Raw genomic sequence first — 15763 nt, 5'->3', positions numbered from 1 at the left:
ATGGACTATCTTTTGACTCCGGCGGGAGTTAGCGTCGTTTCAGTTTCGAAATATGAACGACACAAGGCTTCTACCGACGCGTCGGCGGCGTCGGTCAGCCGTACCTGAAGGACCCCTCCCTGGTTCCGAACACCGTCCTCCGTGGAGTTCGCATGTTCAAATCCCCCGTGTCCCGCCGTCAGATTCTCACCGCCTCCGCCGGTGCGGCCGCCGCTATCGGCGCCGCCGGCATCCCCGTCCTCGCCACCGGCTCGCCGGCCCTCGCGCACGGCGACAAGCACGGCAAGCTGCGGGTCGAGCCGCTGGTGCCGGCGCGCAACCGCGGCATCATCCTCTACAGCGTCCGCGACCGGATCTCGGCCGCGCCCGATGACTCCGGGGTGCCGTACGGCTTCGAACGGGTCCTGGCCCGGCTGGCCGAGATCGGCTACAAAGAGATCGAGTTCGCCGGGTACAACCAGCACACCTCGATCCTGGGCCGCCAGATCACCCCGGCCGAGATCCGCAAGATTCTCGACGACAACGGGCTGGTCGCCAACGGCACCCACACCTCGATCAACGCGGCCACCTTCGAGCAGCAGCTCGACATCGCCCAGACGCTGGGCATGAAGCACATCGGCACCGGCAGCGACCCGACCAACAGCGCCTACAAGGCGGACTGGGACGCGGCCGCCGACCTGTGGAACGAGCTCGGCCGTACGGCTCGCAAGCGGGGCCTGAAGCTGTACACGCACAACCACGACGCCGCCTACGGGTTCCTGCTCGACGTCGGCCCGCTCGACGCCAACGGCAAGCCCACCCGCTCGACGGGGCAACGCAAGCTCGAGTACTTCTTCAAGAAGACCGACGAGCGCTACGTCTTCTTCGAGATGGACATCTACTGGGCGTACGTGGCTCGCTTCAAGCATCACACCTATGTGGACTCTCGCGGCAACAACCGGGAGGACCTGTTCGACCCGATCCTCACCGTCGCACCGCAGACCGAGCGGTTCCCGCTGTTCCACGCCAAGGACGGTGACAAGGCGCCGGCCCAGGCCAACGGCTACACGATGGTGCCGCTGGGCGAGGGCGACATCAACTTCCAGCAGTTCTTCGAGGTCATCGGCAAGCAGGACTACCACCACGCCAACTGGGAGCAGGACTCCGCGCCCGGCGGCACGGCCAACCCGGGCCAGTCCCTCGACTTCGCCGGCATCAGCTACCGCAACATGGCCGACCTCACCATCTACCGCCGATGAGGCGCGCGGCGACTCTGCTTGCCGCATTGGTGGTCGCGGCGCCCCTCATCGGGGCGACCCCGGCCGTGGCCCACAAGGACACGGACGTCCTCGTCTTCGCCACGGGCAACACGGCCGCGGCGAACGGGATCAAGACGCTCGGCCGGGCCAACGACTTCGACGTCACAGTGACCACCAAGCCCACCGATTTCACCGCGCGCAAGCTGGCCGGCTATGAGGCGGTCGTTTTCCTGCGCGACGGCGAAGTGCTCGATGCCGCGCAGCGAACCGCTTTCGAGGCGTACGTCCGTGGGGGTGGCGGTTTCGTCGGGGTTCGCGGCGCGGCCGAGACCGCGGGCGCGTGGACGTTCTACGGCTCGCTGCTCGGGGCCAAGGTGACCGCCACGGCGACCGCGAGCGCGGGCACGGTGACGCTCACGGACCCCGTACCGAAGAAGTTCTCGCTGACCGAGCAGTGGTACACCTTCGACGCCGACGTGCGCGGCAAGCAGCACGTGCTCGCGACCTCGGTGGAGAAGCCGGTCTCGTGGTGTCAGGACTTCGAGGGCGGCCGGTCCTGGTACTCCGGGCTCGGCGTCTCGAACCAGGCCGACAACCGCAAGCACCTGCTCGGCGGCATCCGCTGGGCGACCACCGGCAAGGGTCTCGACTGCGGCGCCACCGTCGAGACCAACTACGAGAAGGTCACCCTCAACGACGAGCCGGGCGAGCCGATGACCCTGGCCGTGCTGCCCGACGGCCGGGTGCTGCACAACACCCGCAGCGGCCAGGTGCGCATGTACGACCCGGCCACCGGGCTGAGCCCGGTCATCGCGCAGATCCCGGTCTACGTCCACGACGAGGACGGCCTGCAGTCGGTGGCGGTCGACCCCGACTTCAAGCGCAACAAGTGGGTCTACATCTACTACTCGCCGCGGCTGAACACGCCGGTCGACAACCCGGCCACGCCCACGGTCAACGAGGGTGACGCGCCGGCCACCAGCGACGACCCCGCCACCTGGGACAAGTTCAAGGGCTACAACCAGGTGTCGCGGGTCAAGCTGGTCGAGACGCCGACGCCGCACCTCGACCTGTCGACCGAGCAGCAGATCCTGCGCGTCGACACCGACCGCGGCATCTGCTGCCACGTCGGCGGCGAGATCAAGTTCGACGGCCAGGGCCTGCTCTACCTGGTCACCGGCGACGACACCAACGCCAGCGGCTCGGACGGGTTCACCCCGATCAACGAGTCGCCCACGCAGGGGCCGGGCTACGACGCGCAGCGCTCGGCGGCCAACACCAACGACCTGCGGGGCAAGGTGCTGCGGATCAAGGTCAAGGGCGACGGCTCGTACTCGATCCCGAGCGGCAACCTGTTCCGCAAGACACCGCAGACCCGGCCCGAGATCTTCCTGATGGGCCTGCGCAACCCGTTCCGCTTCGACGTGAGCAGGAGCGGTTACGTGTACGTCGGTGACTACTCGCCGGACTCGCGCGTGCCCAACGCGGCGCGGGGACCGGAAGGCACCGGCCGCTGGATCGGCACGGACAAGGCCGGGAACTACGGGTGGCCGTACTGCTATTCGCCCGACCTGCCGTACATCGACTTCGACTTCGTCACCCGGACGTCGGGGGCCGCCTTCAACTGCAAGGCGCCGGTCAACGAGTCGCCGCGCAACACCGGTCTGCGCAACCTGCCGCCGGTCCGCACGGCGCAGCTGAACTACACCTTCAACGCGCTGACCCCGTGCCCGGGCGCCTACCTGGCGACGCCGCCGACCGCGTGCGGCTTCGACTGGCCGGCGCTGGGCACCGGCGGGGTCGGGCCGATGGGCGGGCCGATCTACCGCTCCTCGCAGTACAAGGGCGATCACGAGTTCCCCTCGTACTACGACAACACGGTGGTGTTCGGCGAGTTCACCCGGGACAAGTTGTTCGCCCTGCGCACCGACGGGCGCGACAAGCTGCTCGCGGTCGAGCCGATGCTGAGCAGCTTCGTGTTCGACAACCCGATGGACATGGAGTTCGGCCCCAACGGCGAGCTGTACGTCCTCGAGTACGGCGACGGGTTCTTCCGGGCCAACCCGGACGCGCAACTGGCCGTCGTCCGTTACGTCAAGGGCGGCCGGGCTCCCACGGCCACGGCGTCGGCCACCCCGACCTCGGGCCAGGCGCCGCTGACCGTCCAGTTCTCCTCGGCCGGCACGACCGAGGGCGTGTCGCTGGCGTGGGACTTCGACGGCAACGGCACGACCGACTCGACCGCGGCTTCGCCGTCGTTCACGTACACCGCCAACGGCGTCTACAACGCCCGCCTGACCGCGACCGACAGCGCCGGTCGCACGGCGGTGGCCACCCGCACCATCACGGTCGGGAACACGGCCCCGCAGGTCCGGGTCGTCACCCCGTCCAACGGATCGTTCTTCAACTGGGGTGACGACATCCCGTTCACGGTCGAGGTGACCGACCCCGAGGACGGCCCGGTCGACTGCTCCCGCGTCGAGGTGGCGCTGGTGCTCGGCCACGACGAACACGGCCACGGGATCACCTCGACGTCGGGCTGCACGGGCACGCTGCCGAGCCCGGCCGACGGCGCCGACCACGCCGGTGGCTACCTCTTCCTCGGGGTCAGCGCGAGCTACACCGACCGGGGGACCCCGGCGTTGTCCACCACCGGCCAGGCCATCGTCCAGACCTGGCGTCAACAGGCCGAGAACGCCCAGGTGCGTACGGGCACCGCGTCCGCGGCCACCAACGACGTCGACGGTGACCAGCACCTGACGGCCGTCGACGACAACGACGCCATCGCGTTCCGCCCGATCGACCTGGCCGGCGTCGACGGCCTGACGTTGCGGGTGGCCGGCGGCTCGGCCGCGACGGTGGGCGCACCACGGGCCGACGTCGAGGTCCGCCTGGGCTCGCCGACCGGTGAGCTCGTCACCACCGCGACCGTGACCGCCACCGCGGGCACGGGCGCCTGGGCCAGCCAGCGGTTCCCGATCACCCACGCGGGCGGCGAGCAGACCCTGTACCTGGTCTTCAAGCCGGTGGCCGGCGGCCCCGCGACCAACCTGTTCAACCTCAACTGGGTCGAGTTCGACTGACCCCCATGAAACGATGGATCGGGCCGGACGCCGACCGGCCCGATCCGTCTCATTCCACGGCCTTTTCGAGAGGCGGCGCCGTGTTCGCACTGGTGGTTCGATTCGATTGCCGGGACTCCGGAGCGGCAGCCCGTTTCGACGAGCTGACCGCCACGGCCGTCCGGCAGATCGCCGAGAACGAGCCCGGCACCCTGATCTACGCCACCTCGGCCGTCGATGAGGAGCCGCTGGCCCGGGTCTTCTACGAGGTCTACCGCGACCGGGCCGCCTTCGAGACCCACGAGAACGCCGAGCACGTGCGGCGTTTCCACGAGCTGAAAGACCCGCTGCTGACGGCCACCCGCGTCGAGTTCCTCACGCCAGGGCCGGGCCTGCAGCGGTAGAGACGGCCAGGGACGCCTTCACGTGGGCGCTCCACTCGTCGGCCACCACCTCGATCCGATCCTGCTCCAGACCGTCGAGCCCGGCTGCGACGAGCACCGCCGGGTCACCCTTGGGCCCGTCGTAGTCACTGAGGTCGGTGTCCGCGGCCCCGAGATGCAGGGCGGTGACCAGGGTCTTCTGGTCGGCCAGTTCCAGGCGTACGCCGTTGGTCAGATTCCATTGGGCCGCCTTGGCCACCCCGTACGCGGTGTGGCCGGGATAGTTGAACCACGACATCGCGGACAGCACGTTGAGGATGGCCCCACCCGCCAACTGAGGCGCGAAGGCCCGGATCATGCCGAGCGTGCCCCAGAAGTGCGTGTCGAGCTCGAGCCGGATCCGGTCGAGGTCCCCGGCGACCAGCCCGGTCGCTGTGTCGACACCGGCGTTGTTGACCAGCAGCGTGACATCCGGCGCGGCGGCCGCGGCAGCGGTGATCGACGCCGGATCGGTGATGTCGAGCGGCAACACGGTAGCGCCGGGCAGGTCGACCAGCTCGGGCCGGCGCGCGGTGGCGTAGACCTTGGCGCCCCGCGCGAGAAGCTGCTCGGCGAAGTGTCGGCCGAGCCCACGATTGGCCCCCGTGACAAGGGCAACTGCTCCAGAGATCTGCATGTCACCCACGCTAAAACCTCACGTTGACGTCAGAGGCAAGTATCGCGACCGGTGTCACGCTGGGAGGTCCCACCCCGGCTGACCGGCGATCCCGCGCCGGCGGTGCTGGCCCGGCCTGATCGGGCCGATACCCACTCCCGGCGTCACGGAACAGGACGGGGGCCGGTTTCGAGGGTGGCGACGCCGGGTTCTTCGATCTGGTCCACGTCGGGGTCGGTGCGCAGGGTGGTGATCTGGTCGTCGGTCAGGTCGGCCAGGAAACCCCAGCCCATCAGCTTGGCGGGTTCGATGCCGTGGCGGGTGGCGACCGCGGCGGGTGGGGCGACGTCGTTGACGACGACGCAGTGGTCGCCCCGGCCGCGCGGGTCGTTGCGGTGGAACGGGGCGGGCTCGGCGCGTGGCGGGCGGGCGATCCGGGCGGCGGCCGCCTCGAGGTGCCGGTATTTCCGGGGGAGGTGGGCCGGTGGGCGGGACAGGCGCTCGGCCAGCCGGTCCAGGTCGGGAAACGGCTCGCCCCGGCCCCAGCGCAGCACCTGTTTCGCGTCCTCCGGGTTCCACGCGCGGTAGGCCCCGTCGTGGGCCTCGCGCAACGGCACCAGGTCGGCGGGTGCCGGGTGCAGGTCGACCCACCCGGACACCAGATCTGTGAGTTCGAGATAGTCCCACGTTTCCTGGGTGGTGAAGTGGAAGCCGTGGGCGGTCAGGCTGCAACCGGCCAGGGGTGACACGTCGATCGTCGGCGGCGAACCGTACTGGACCAGGTGCAGGGTGCACGGCAGGTGCACTGTCGGGTCGTCGAGGGCGGCCGCGCCGTACCAGGGGGCCGGGTCGTAGTCGTGGTGCTGGGTGGTCGACTCTCTGATCTTGGAGGGCGGGTAGGACGGCGGGTCGATCGGCTGAGGGATCGTGCGGGCGGCGCGCAGCAGGGCCTCGACGCGCTCGAACTTGGTCGCCACGTGTTCGGGTGGGCGGCCGACGTGGTCCGCTATCTCCTCGTACGCCCGGCCTTCGCGCACCCACTGGTAGACGGCGATCGCCTCGTCGGAGCGCCACATCCGGTACGCCGACGGGTGCTGCTCGCGGAGGTCCTTGAGCCCGGGTGGCGCCGGGCGGATGTCGACCCGGCCGCCGGTGATCCCGGTCGTCGGGATGCTGCCGAGCGGCTCCGGCTCGAAGGCGATGTGCTCGCCGTGGATCCGGACGGTCAGGGCCGGGACGTCGACGGGGTCGCCGGTGACCAGGTCGAGCTTGAGCCGGTAGGGCACATACACCGTCGGATCGGTCACCAGGTCGAAGTCGAAGAACTTCCATGGGTCGCGCGGCACCGGGCCAGTGTGCCGTACTTCGACCGATGGCAGGCGGCGAAGGCGGCGGGACAGTGAGGTCACCGAGTGCGGGACGAGCTCGCATCGGGACCTGGGGGCCTGAGTTATGTCGATCGTGAAGAACAGGCGGTGGCGGACGCTGGCGGCGGCCGTGGTGCTGGCCGCGTCGGTGCTGACCGTGGGGGCCTCGGCGTCCGCGGCCACGAAGCCGGGCCAGGCGAAGCCGACGGTGGTGCTGGTGCACGGCGCGTGGGCCGACTCCTCGGGCTGGGACGGCGTGACCAGCCGGCTGCTGGACAAGGGGTATCCGGTGATCGCGCCGGCCAACCCGTTGCGCGGCCTGGCCGAGGACAGCGCGTACCTGAAGGAGTTCCTGGCCACCGTCGGCGGCCCGATCGTGCTGGTGGGTCACTCGTACGGCGGTGCGGTCATCACCAATGCGGCCACCGGCAACAGGAACGTCAAGGCGCTGGTCTTCGTCGCCGCGTACTCGCCGAAGGAGGGCGAGACGATCGCCGAGGCCGGCGCGCTCAACGGCGGCGACAATTCGCTGCTCGTCTCGCACCTGGTCCAGCGGCCCTACCCGGGCTCGAACGGGCAGGTCGACACGACCATCGACCCGGCCTGGTTCCCGCGGTTGTTCGCCGCGGACGTCCCGCTCCGGAAGTCCCGGCTGATGGCCACGCAGCAGCGGCCGCTGTCCACCGTCGCCTTCGGTGGTAAGACCGGCGTGCCGGCCTGGCAGAGCATTCCGTCGTACGCCCTGGTCGCGCTGGACGACCTGGCCATCCCGGCGGTCGCGGGCAAGGCGATGGCGGCCCGCTCGGCGCCCGGTCGCACGGTGACGATCCGCGGTTCGCACGCGGCGATGGTGGCCCACCCGGACGCGGTCACCGGCCTCATCGTGCGGGCCGCCCGCTCCGTGCACTGATCGTCCAGTAGTTCTCCATCGCCGTCGGCCACCCTCGGTCGTGACGGCGACTCACCAGCAAGGAGCAACAGACATGAGCAAGCCTTCCATCGTCCTCGTGCACGGAGCCTGGGCCGACGCGTCCAGCTGGAACGCCGTGGCGGCGCAGCTGCGCGGACAGGGTTACACCGTGCTCGCCCCGCCCAACCCGCTGCGCGGGGTGGCGTCGGACGCCGAGTACCTGGCGTCGTTCGTCAAGCAGCGGACCAGCGGCCCGGTCGTGCTGGTCGGTCACTCGTACGGCGGGGTGGTGATCAGCAATGCCGCCGGCGACCTGAGCGACGTGCGGGCGCTTGTCTACGTCAACGCTTTCATCCCGGCCGAGGGCGAGAGCATCTTCCAGCTGCTGGGCGGCTCGGGTTCGGCTCTGGACATCCCGGATCCGACCGTGGTGCTCGACGTCGTCGGTTACCCGGGCGCCCCCGAGGGTGACGCCGAGGCCTTCCTCAAGCCGGACACCGTGTTCCGCTCGTTCGCCCAGGACGTGGCCGAGGACGACGGCTGGCTGATCGTGGCCGGTCAGCGGCCGATCACGCTGAGCGCCAACGCCGCCCCGACCGCCGCGGCGGCCTGGCGGACCCTGCCCAGCTGGGCCGTCATCGGCACCGAGGACCGGGTGATCCCGGTCGGCCTGCAGCGCACGATGGCCGAGCGGGCCGGGGCCAAGACGTTCGAGGTCGCCGCCTCCCACGTCTCGCTGGTCTCGCACCCGGAGACGACCGTCGAGGCCGTCCTGGCCGCGGCCGAAAGCTGACGATGCGACTCGGTGTTCTCGCCGCGGTCGTCGGGCTGACCGCCGCAGTCGGCGCGTGCGGCACCGACGACCTACCGGCGGCGGCGACCCCGCCGTCCACCGTCACCACCCCGGCTGCAACTGAGCCGACGGCCGCAGCCCCCGAGCCGACGACGGAGGCGCCCGAGCCCGCGAAGCCGACGACCCGGGCGCCCAGCAAGCCCCAGGAGTCGGATCTGTCGCAGCTGGAGCGCATCGGCGTCGACATCGGGGGCGGGATGGTGCTCGACGTCGCCGACGACGGGGTGGACCGGTTCCTGCAGATCGGGGCGAACGGGGTCGTCGACTTCACCGGCGCCTCGCACACCGACTCGACGATGATGTCGTTCCAGCCTGCCCCGGTCAGCGCCCGGAACCGGGTGGTGATCAAGCCGCCGTTCTGGAACGAGGACACGGGGGCGGGCTCGTGCGTCGCCGACACCTCCGGGGCCGCGCTCAAGCTGGAGACCTGTCGCGCGGGCCGCGACACGCAGATCTGGCAGGTCGTCCCGGCCGGCGATTCCGGGCAGTTCGAACTACGCGGCGCGTTCGGCATCCTCAGCGTCAAGGACGGCAGGCTCACGACGGGGGACGGCGGGCGTACCGGCCTGCAGACCCTCGACTTCCGGGACTGAGCACGATCGGCCCGGCCATTACGTCATCCGACGTAATCTGGCCGGGCCGTTCCTGCCTACCGTCGAGCCATGACAATGCGCCTGCAGGTCCTGGGCCCGTTGCGCGTCTGGCTCGGGGACACCGAGGTCGACGCCGGCCCCAATCAGCAGCAGTGCCTGCTGGCCCTGCTGCTCGCCTCGGCCGGTGAGCCGGTCGGCATTCAGGCCCTGGTCGAGATGCTCTGGGGTTTCGACGCCCCGCCCAGCGCCCTCAACATCATTCACAAGTACGTGGGGCAGTTGCGCCGGCTGCTCGAGCCGGGCCTCCCGCCGCGGGCGCCCGGCGCCTACCTGACCCGGCACGGCAACGGCTACCGCTTCGCCGCCGGACCCGAAACGCTCGACCTGCTGCGGTTCCGGCAGCTCGTCGCCGAGGCCCGGGCCTGCGCCGACCACGACGACGCGCTCGACCGGTACGCCGAGGCGTTGCAGCTCGGGCACGGCGTGGCCGGGGCCGGGCTGGCCGACACCACAGCCGCCCGCACGGTCTTCGTCAAGCTGCACAACGAATTCGTCGACGCCGTGGTCACCGCGGCCCGGTTGGCGCTGCGGCTCGGGCAACCGGCGCGGCTGCTCGACCCGGTGCGGCGCGCGGCCGAGATGGATCCGCTCAATGAACTCGTACACGCCGGCCTGGTGACGATGCTGGCCGCCGCCGGACGTCCGGCCGAGGCGCTGGCCCTGTACCGCGCGGTGCGCGAACGGCTGGGGGCCGAGCTGGGCATCGACCCGGGCCCGGAGCTGCAGGACGCGTACCTCGGGGTGCTGGCCCGCAGCGGCCCGCCGGCCCGGACCATCCACCCGGCCCAGCTGCCCCCGGACCTGCCGCTGTTCGCCGGCCGGACGACCGAACTGGCCACGCTGAACCGGCTGGCCGCGGGTCTGCGCGCGCCGGGCCGGACCAGCCCGCTGATCGTCGCGCTGAGCGGACCGGCCGGGGTGGGCAAGTCGGCCCTGGCCCTGCGCTTCGCCCACCTGGTGGCCGGGGACTTCACCGACGGGCAGCTCTACCTCGACCTGGGCGAGGACGATCCGGATCCGCTGCGCTCGCTGCTGTACGGGCTGGGGATGCGCCGGACCGAGATGCCGGACACCGCGGCCGCGCGGGTGGGGGCGTACCGCAGTCTCACCAACTCCCGGCGGATGCTGATCGTGCTGGACAACGTGGGCGACCCGGCGCGGATCCGGTCGCTGCTGCCGAACTCGCCCGCGTGCATGGTGCTGCTGACCGGCCGGCAGCGGCTGCTGACGCTGGCCGTCCGCGACGGCGCCCACCTGCTGACCGTCGACGTGCCCGACCTGCGGGGCGCGCGGGAACTGCTCGCACTGCGGATGGCCGGCCGGCCCTACGTGCCGGGCCCGGGACAGCTCGACGAGATCATCGAACGGTGCGGACGGGTTCCGCTGGCCCTGGCCACGCTGGCCGGCGCTGCCTCGTCCTGACCGTGATACTGCGTCTCGGGTTCGTGGTGCGGGCGGCTCCGGGCCCGTTCAATGGGCGGCATGCCGGACCCGATTGTGTTGGTGCACCACGACAGCGTGGCGTGGACGGAACAGCACGGTGCGCTGACCGCCGCCGGCCACCGTGTCGTTCCCTTCACCGGGAGCGGGCCCGGCGAACTCGCCGGCTTTCTGCGCCGACCCGATCTGGACGGGTGCGTGCTGGTCGGGGCGGCGGCGGGCACCGGCACGGTGGTGCGCTGTCTCAGTACGTACGGGTCTGGCGGGGTCCGCAAGGCCGTGCTGATCGGTGCCGTCCCGCCCTGCCTGCGACGGTCCGCCGACAACCCGGACGGCCTGGACGACGATGCCCTGGCGTACACCCGGGCCCGGCTGGCCGGCCGCCCCGAGGTGGTCGAGGCGGTGCTGCACGCCGACTACCGGGCCGATCTGGCCCGCATCGACGTGCCGGTGCTGCTGCTGCACGGCGACGCCGACCTCGTGCTGCCGATCGACGCCACCGCCCACCGGCTGCCCGGCCTGATCCCGGACCTGCGCTACGAGGTCGTCCCGGACGGGCCGCACGACCTGGGCCGGACCCGGCCCGAAGCGGTGAACCGTTACCTGCTGGACTGGGTCGCGTCGTGAGCGGCCAAGGCCTGTTCCACCCGTTCGATACGGTCGCGCAGATCGCCGGCCCGGGTGGCCAGATTGCCCGTCACCTCCCGCAGTGAGCGCACCTCGGTCAGATCGGCCCGCACCGCGTCGAAGTCGCCGAGCTCGATGTTGATCTGGGCCCGCCGGGTCAGGGCCTTGAGCATCAAGGCCCGCGGATCGGGCAGGATCGTCGTGGCGGCGATCGACTCGTTGATCCGGACCAGCGCCGCCGGCCAGCGGCCGGCCGTCATCTCGATCTCGGTCAGGTATGACCGCGCCACCTGGTCGGCCAGGTCGGCGATGTGGGCCGGCGGCGCCGTGGCCGGGTCCCGCACCACTGCGCTGACCTCTTCGAAGATCTGGATCGCGGCTCCGGCGTCGCGGTGCATCTGGGCGATGCCCAGCTGTAGCAGCGCGTTCGGCACGCCCTCGAGGTCGCCCACCGCCCGTAGTTCGGCCACCGCGGCCCGCGAGTAGCCGACCATGTCGGCGTAACGCTCCTGGCTCATCAGCGCCCAGCTCACGTAGTAGTTGGCCCAGCCGATCTGCCGGCGGTCACCGGAGCGCACGGCATGGTCCAGCGCGATGCGGGCGTGCGCCAGGCCGGCCTCGTGATTCTGCTGCGAGGTGGCGATGTAGACCCAGGCCAGATATCCCTCGTGGACGGCGCGGAGCCGGTCGTCGCCCAGCCGTTCGGTGGCCCGGACCGAGAGCGTGTAGACGTCCTCCCAGCCCGGCCAGAGGAACCAGCTGTCGCTGAACCAGTGCAGGGCCTCGGCCACATCGACGACCCGCTGATCCTGGCCGTCGGCGGCCACGGCCTGCAACGCCGGCAGCCAGTTCTCGGCCTCGGCCCGCAACCAGTCGGCGGCCTCGGCCGAGGAGGTCAGGTCGAGCACCTCGGTGGCGCCCGCCCGGCCGGGGCCGTAGCCCGGTTCGAAGTGCCGCCCGGCCACGATCACGGTGCCCAGCAACCACTCCTCGCGCCGGCGGCCGGCGGCGGCCCGGTCGGCGGCACTCTCTTCCCGGTCGAGCGCGCCTGCCGCGTACAGCCGCAGCAGGTCGTGGAACTCGAACCGGCCGTCCGGGCGCTGCTGCAGCAGGCTGAGGTCGATCAGGTCGTCGAGCGCGTCCTCGGTGACCGGCAGCGGCTCCTGCACCAGCACGGCCGCCAGCTCGGGGCCGGTCGACGAGCCCGGCACCAGGGCGAGCCGCCGGAACAGGCGCCGGGTCACCCCCGACAACTGCTGGTACGACAGGTCGAAGGCCGCCTTGACCTGCAGGTCACCCGCCGACAGGGCGTCCAGGCGGCGCTCCTGGGCGGCGAGCCGGGTGATCAGGTCGTCGGCCGTCCACCCGGGCCGGCTGGCCAGGCGGTTGCCCGCGATCCTGAGGGCGAGTGGGACGTGGACGCACAGGTCGGCGATGCGGCGCAGCTGCTCGGGCGTCGCGCCGGAGTGCGGCAGCATCGTGGCCAGCAGTGCCGTGGAGTCTCCCTCGGGCAGCGGTTCGAGCCGCAGCCGGTGCACGTCCTCGAGGCCGCTCAGCGAGCGCCGGCTGGTCACCAGCACCACGGCCGGGCCGTGCGGCGGCAGGGCCGGGCGCACCTGGCCCTCGTTGACCGCGTTGTCGAGCACGACGACCACCCGCCGGCCCCGGACCAGGCTGTGCCACAGGGCCGAGGACTCGTCGACGTCGCGGGGCACGGCTCGGACGTCGGGGCTGACCGCCCGGATAAGCCGGCTGAGCACGGTCAGCGGGGTCAGCGGCTTGGCGTCGAGCCCGCGCAGGTCGACGAAGAGCTGCTGCTCGACCGGCCAGGCCCGGGCCGCCCGGACGGCGAACGTGGTCTTGCCGACCCCGGCCGAGCCGCTGATGGCGATCACCGGCGCCGGACCCTGGTCGGTCGCGCCCTCGGCCCAGTTCGCGACCGTCGCCAGCTCGTCCGCGCGGCCGGTGAAGTCGGCCACCTGGCGCGGCAGGGGACTGCGGTTGGCCGGGCCGGGCGCCTGCTCGTTGCGCCCCTCGCGGGCCGCCGTCAGCAGGGCCGAGCGGTCGGCGTCGCTGAGGCGCAGACCGTCGGCCAGGGCCTCCACAGTGCGCGGACGGGGGCGCCGGCTGACCCCGCGTTCCATGTCGCTGATCGACCGGTCGCTGACCCCGGACACCTCGGCCAGCTGCTCGATGGTCAGGTCGGCCGCGTTCCGCATATGGCGCAGAAGCGCACCGAACTCGGCCATCGCCGTCCACCCCGATCCCCCTCGTCGCGGACTCTGTTGTACCCGATCACCGATTCTGCGTCCTCACTTCGTGGTGGAAACGCTCCCAGCAATGGTCGACTGACCCGGTCAACGGGGGAGAAGGGGGCAGCGGCATGCGCGAACGGTTGATCGGCCGAGGACCGGACCTGGCCGTCCTCGAGACTTTCCTCGACGCCGCTGCCCACCGCCCGATGTTCCTGGCCCTGCTCGGCGCGGCCGGCATCGGCAAGTCGGCCCTGCTGCGCACGCTCGGCGAACGGGCGACAGAGCGCGGCTTCCGGGTCGTCGCCGAGGACGGACTGCGGGCGCTGTTCCGCGACTGGGCGCCGCCGGCCGCCCTTGCCCGCCCGCACCGGGCCCTGGCCGACTGGCTGCACTCGGACCGGCCGGTGTCCCCGGCGGACGAGCCGGCGCTGATCACCGGCATGGTGCTGGCCCTGGACGACCTGACCGCGACCGCGCCGCGGCTGATCCTGCTCGATCGGGCCGACGCCCTCGACGCCGAGTCCCGGCGGCTGCTGACGATGCTGATGCGTGACGTGACCGACGTCCCGGTGGCGGTGGTGCTGGCCGCCCGCGGAACTGAACCGCCCCCCGGCATCGGCTCGGAGATCGACCGGCACGTCGTGGCGCCGCTGGACGAGACGTCGGCGGCACGACTGCTCGGCCCGGCCGTCACCGGATCGCGGCGGGACGCCCTGCGGCGGGCCGCCGGCAACCCGGCGGTCCTGCTCAGCAACCCCGCTGAGGAGTACGCGCAGGTGCTCGCGGATCTACCGCCGCTGACCCGCGAGCTGCTGACCCACGCGGCCCGGTCGGCCGAGCCGGTCGACGCGCTGACCCGGGCCGCCGGCGGGGCCGGCCTGCGGGACTGGGAACCGGCCGAGCGGGCCGGGGTGATCGAGATCGCCGGCGGGCGGGTGCGCTTCACCCACCCGATGTACCGCGAAGGCCTGACCGCGCGGCCCGGTGACGACGACGCGTACCAGGCCGGCGAGCCCGGCTGGGCGGTCGAGCAGCACCGCGGGGCCGGTCGAGCGGGTCCCGAGCTCGCCGGCGTCGGTCACGCCCTGATCCAGTTGGCCCGGCCGGCCGAGGCCCTGGAGCTGGTCCGGACGGCGACCGCCGGCCGGCACGGGGGACCGATGAGCCTGGCCGCGGTGGCCGCCACGGCCGTCATGGTCTCGGGCCGGGCCGACCATTTCCGGCAGCTGCCCGGCCTTCTCGACGAGCTGGACCGGGACGCGTCGGAGGCAGGCCCGGCCGCCGGGACCACGCGGGCGTTGCTCACCGGCACGCTGGCCTGGCGATGGGACGACTCGGACCGGGCCGCAGCCGATCTGAGCACGGTCCGCCAGGCCGGTCGGCCGGGACCGGTGATCACCGCGTTGCCGCTGCTCATCCCCGCGCTGATGGACAGTGGACGCTGGTCCGAGGCCGCCGCCCTGGTCGAGGAGGCGGAACACTTGGCCGCAGTGAGCGGCGCTGTGCTGCTCGACGCCGTCCTTCCGGCCCTGCGCGGCACGCTGACCGTGTGGCGGGGCGAGGAGGCGGAGCCCGGCCCGCTGCCCGCGGTGGCGGCGAGCAGCACGTTCGTGGCGTACCTGCATCACCGCGGGGCCGGGCTGGCGGCGCTGGCGGCCGGGGAGCACGCGGACGCGTACGGAAGCTTCCGGAAGTTGTACGACACCTCCGGGCGGCCGGTGCACCCGGTGCTCGGCCCGCACGGCCTGCCCCAGCTGGCCCAGGCCGCGGTCGGGGCCGGCCGGGCCGACGAGGCGCGGGCGATCGTGGCCGCGGGACGTCCCGCCACCCGCCGGGCGGCCATGCTGCGCGACCACGCGGCCGGGGTGCTCGACGGCGCCGAGGAGTCGTTCCGCCGCGCTGTCGGCCACCGTGACGTCGCGCGCCGCTGGCCGCTGGAGCACGCCGAGGCGCAGTTCAGCTTCGCGACCTGGTTGCGGCGGCAACGCCGGCTGCGGGACTCCAGGCCCCGCTTCCAGGCCGCCCTCGACACCTTCCAGCGGCTCGGCGCCCACGCCCACGCCGAGCACACCCGCCGCTACCTTCCGGGCGCCGGCGCGGACGGATCGGAGCCGGGCGCGGCGCTGGCCGCCCTGCCGGCCCAGAAACAGCGGATCGCCCGGCTGGCCGCCGACGGGCTGAAGAACATCGAGATCGCCCGGGCGCTCAACGTCTCGCCGCGCACGGTCTCGTCCTATCTGCACGACATCTTCCCGCGGCTCGGCGTGGACAGCCGCCACCAGCTGCGCGAACTGCTGACCGCGAACCGGGCCGGGTGAGG

At 72.1% G+C, this 15763-nt stretch carries 12 protein-coding genes; 9 read left to right on the top strand and 3 right to left on the bottom strand.

Features of this window, described 5'->3' with window-relative positions:
- Positions 1-152: 152 nt before the first annotated feature.
- From M1L60_RS24180 to M1L60_RS24170, 3 genes are all read left to right on the top strand, one after another.
- Positions 153-1238: a sugar phosphate isomerase/epimerase family protein gene (locus M1L60_RS24180; protein WP_253239777.1), complete on the top strand. Its 1086-nt coding sequence runs from the start codon at positions 153-155 to the stop codon at positions 1236-1238.
- Positions 1235-4321 carry a ThuA domain-containing protein gene (locus M1L60_RS24175; protein ID WP_253239776.1) on the top strand — a complete coding sequence of 1029 codons (3087 nt, stop codon included), beginning with the start codon at positions 1235-1237 and terminating at the stop codon, positions 4319-4321. Before M1L60_RS24180 ends, M1L60_RS24175 begins: the two co-directional genes overlap by 4 nt.
- 92 nt (positions 4322-4413) lie before the next feature.
- A complete protein-coding gene (locus tag M1L60_RS24170) occupies positions 4414-4704 on the top strand; it encodes a putative quinol monooxygenase (protein WP_253239775.1) in 291 nt (96 codons plus the stop codon).
- Here M1L60_RS24170 and M1L60_RS24165 read toward each other — a convergent pair.
- Positions 4676-5359: an SDR family oxidoreductase gene (locus M1L60_RS24165; RefSeq protein WP_253239774.1), complete on the bottom strand. Its 684-nt coding sequence runs from the start codon at positions 5357-5359 to the stop codon at positions 4676-4678. The genes M1L60_RS24170 and M1L60_RS24165 overlap by 29 nt on opposite strands.
- A gap of 143 nt (positions 5360-5502) precedes the next feature.
- Positions 5503-6684, bottom strand: a complete 1182-nt coding sequence (locus M1L60_RS24160) for a hypothetical protein (protein WP_253239773.1) — start codon at positions 6682-6684, stop codon at positions 5503-5505.
- A 115-nt stretch (positions 6685-6799) separates the two neighbouring features.
- On the opposite strand from M1L60_RS24160, the gene M1L60_RS24155 reads away from it, so the two are divergent.
- From M1L60_RS24155 to M1L60_RS24135, 5 genes are all read left to right on the top strand, one after another.
- On the top strand, positions 6800-7615 hold the full coding sequence (locus M1L60_RS24155; RefSeq protein WP_253239772.1) for an alpha/beta fold hydrolase: 816 nt from the start codon (positions 6800-6802) through the stop codon (positions 7613-7615).
- 73 nt (positions 7616-7688) lie between these two features.
- The gene (locus tag M1L60_RS24150; RefSeq protein ID WP_253239771.1) at positions 7689-8408 is read left to right on the top strand and encodes an alpha/beta fold hydrolase; all 720 of its coding nucleotides are present in this window, start codon (positions 7689-7691) and stop codon (positions 8406-8408) included.
- A 2-nt stretch (positions 8409-8410) separates the two neighbouring features.
- Positions 8411-9061 (top strand): hypothetical protein, encoded by a 651-nt coding sequence (locus tag M1L60_RS24145; protein ID WP_253239770.1) that lies wholly within the window; start codon positions 8411-8413, stop codon positions 9059-9061.
- 69 nt (positions 9062-9130) lie between these two features.
- Positions 9131-10543, top strand: coding sequence for an AfsR/SARP family transcriptional regulator (locus tag M1L60_RS24140; protein WP_253239769.1), 1413 nt, complete (start codon positions 9131-9133; stop codon positions 10541-10543).
- A 60-nt stretch (positions 10544-10603) separates the two neighbouring features.
- On the top strand, positions 10604-11188 hold the full coding sequence (locus M1L60_RS24135; protein WP_253239768.1) for an alpha/beta fold hydrolase: 585 nt from the start codon (positions 10604-10606) through the stop codon (positions 11186-11188).
- On the opposite strand, the gene M1L60_RS24130 is transcribed toward M1L60_RS24135, so the two are convergent.
- Positions 11161-13437 (bottom strand): helix-turn-helix domain-containing protein, encoded by a 2277-nt coding sequence (locus M1L60_RS24130; RefSeq protein ID WP_253239767.1) that lies wholly within the window; start codon positions 13435-13437, stop codon positions 11161-11163. The two genes, M1L60_RS24135 and M1L60_RS24130, sit on opposite strands and share 28 nt — an antisense overlap.
- Before the next feature lie 134 nt (positions 13438-13571).
- On the opposite strand from M1L60_RS24130, the gene M1L60_RS24125 reads away from it, so the two are divergent.
- The gene (locus M1L60_RS24125; protein WP_253239766.1) at positions 13572-15761 is read left to right on the top strand and encodes a helix-turn-helix transcriptional regulator; all 2190 of its coding nucleotides are present in this window, start codon (positions 13572-13574) and stop codon (positions 15759-15761) included.
- Positions 15762-15763: the final 2 nt, after the last annotated feature.

It is taken from the genome of Paractinoplanes aksuensis (assembly GCF_024137025.1).
GTDB lineage: Bacteria > Actinomycetota > Actinomycetes > Mycobacteriales > Micromonosporaceae > Actinoplanes > Actinoplanes aksuensis.
This window is presented reverse-complemented; position numbering and strand designations above follow the sequence as displayed.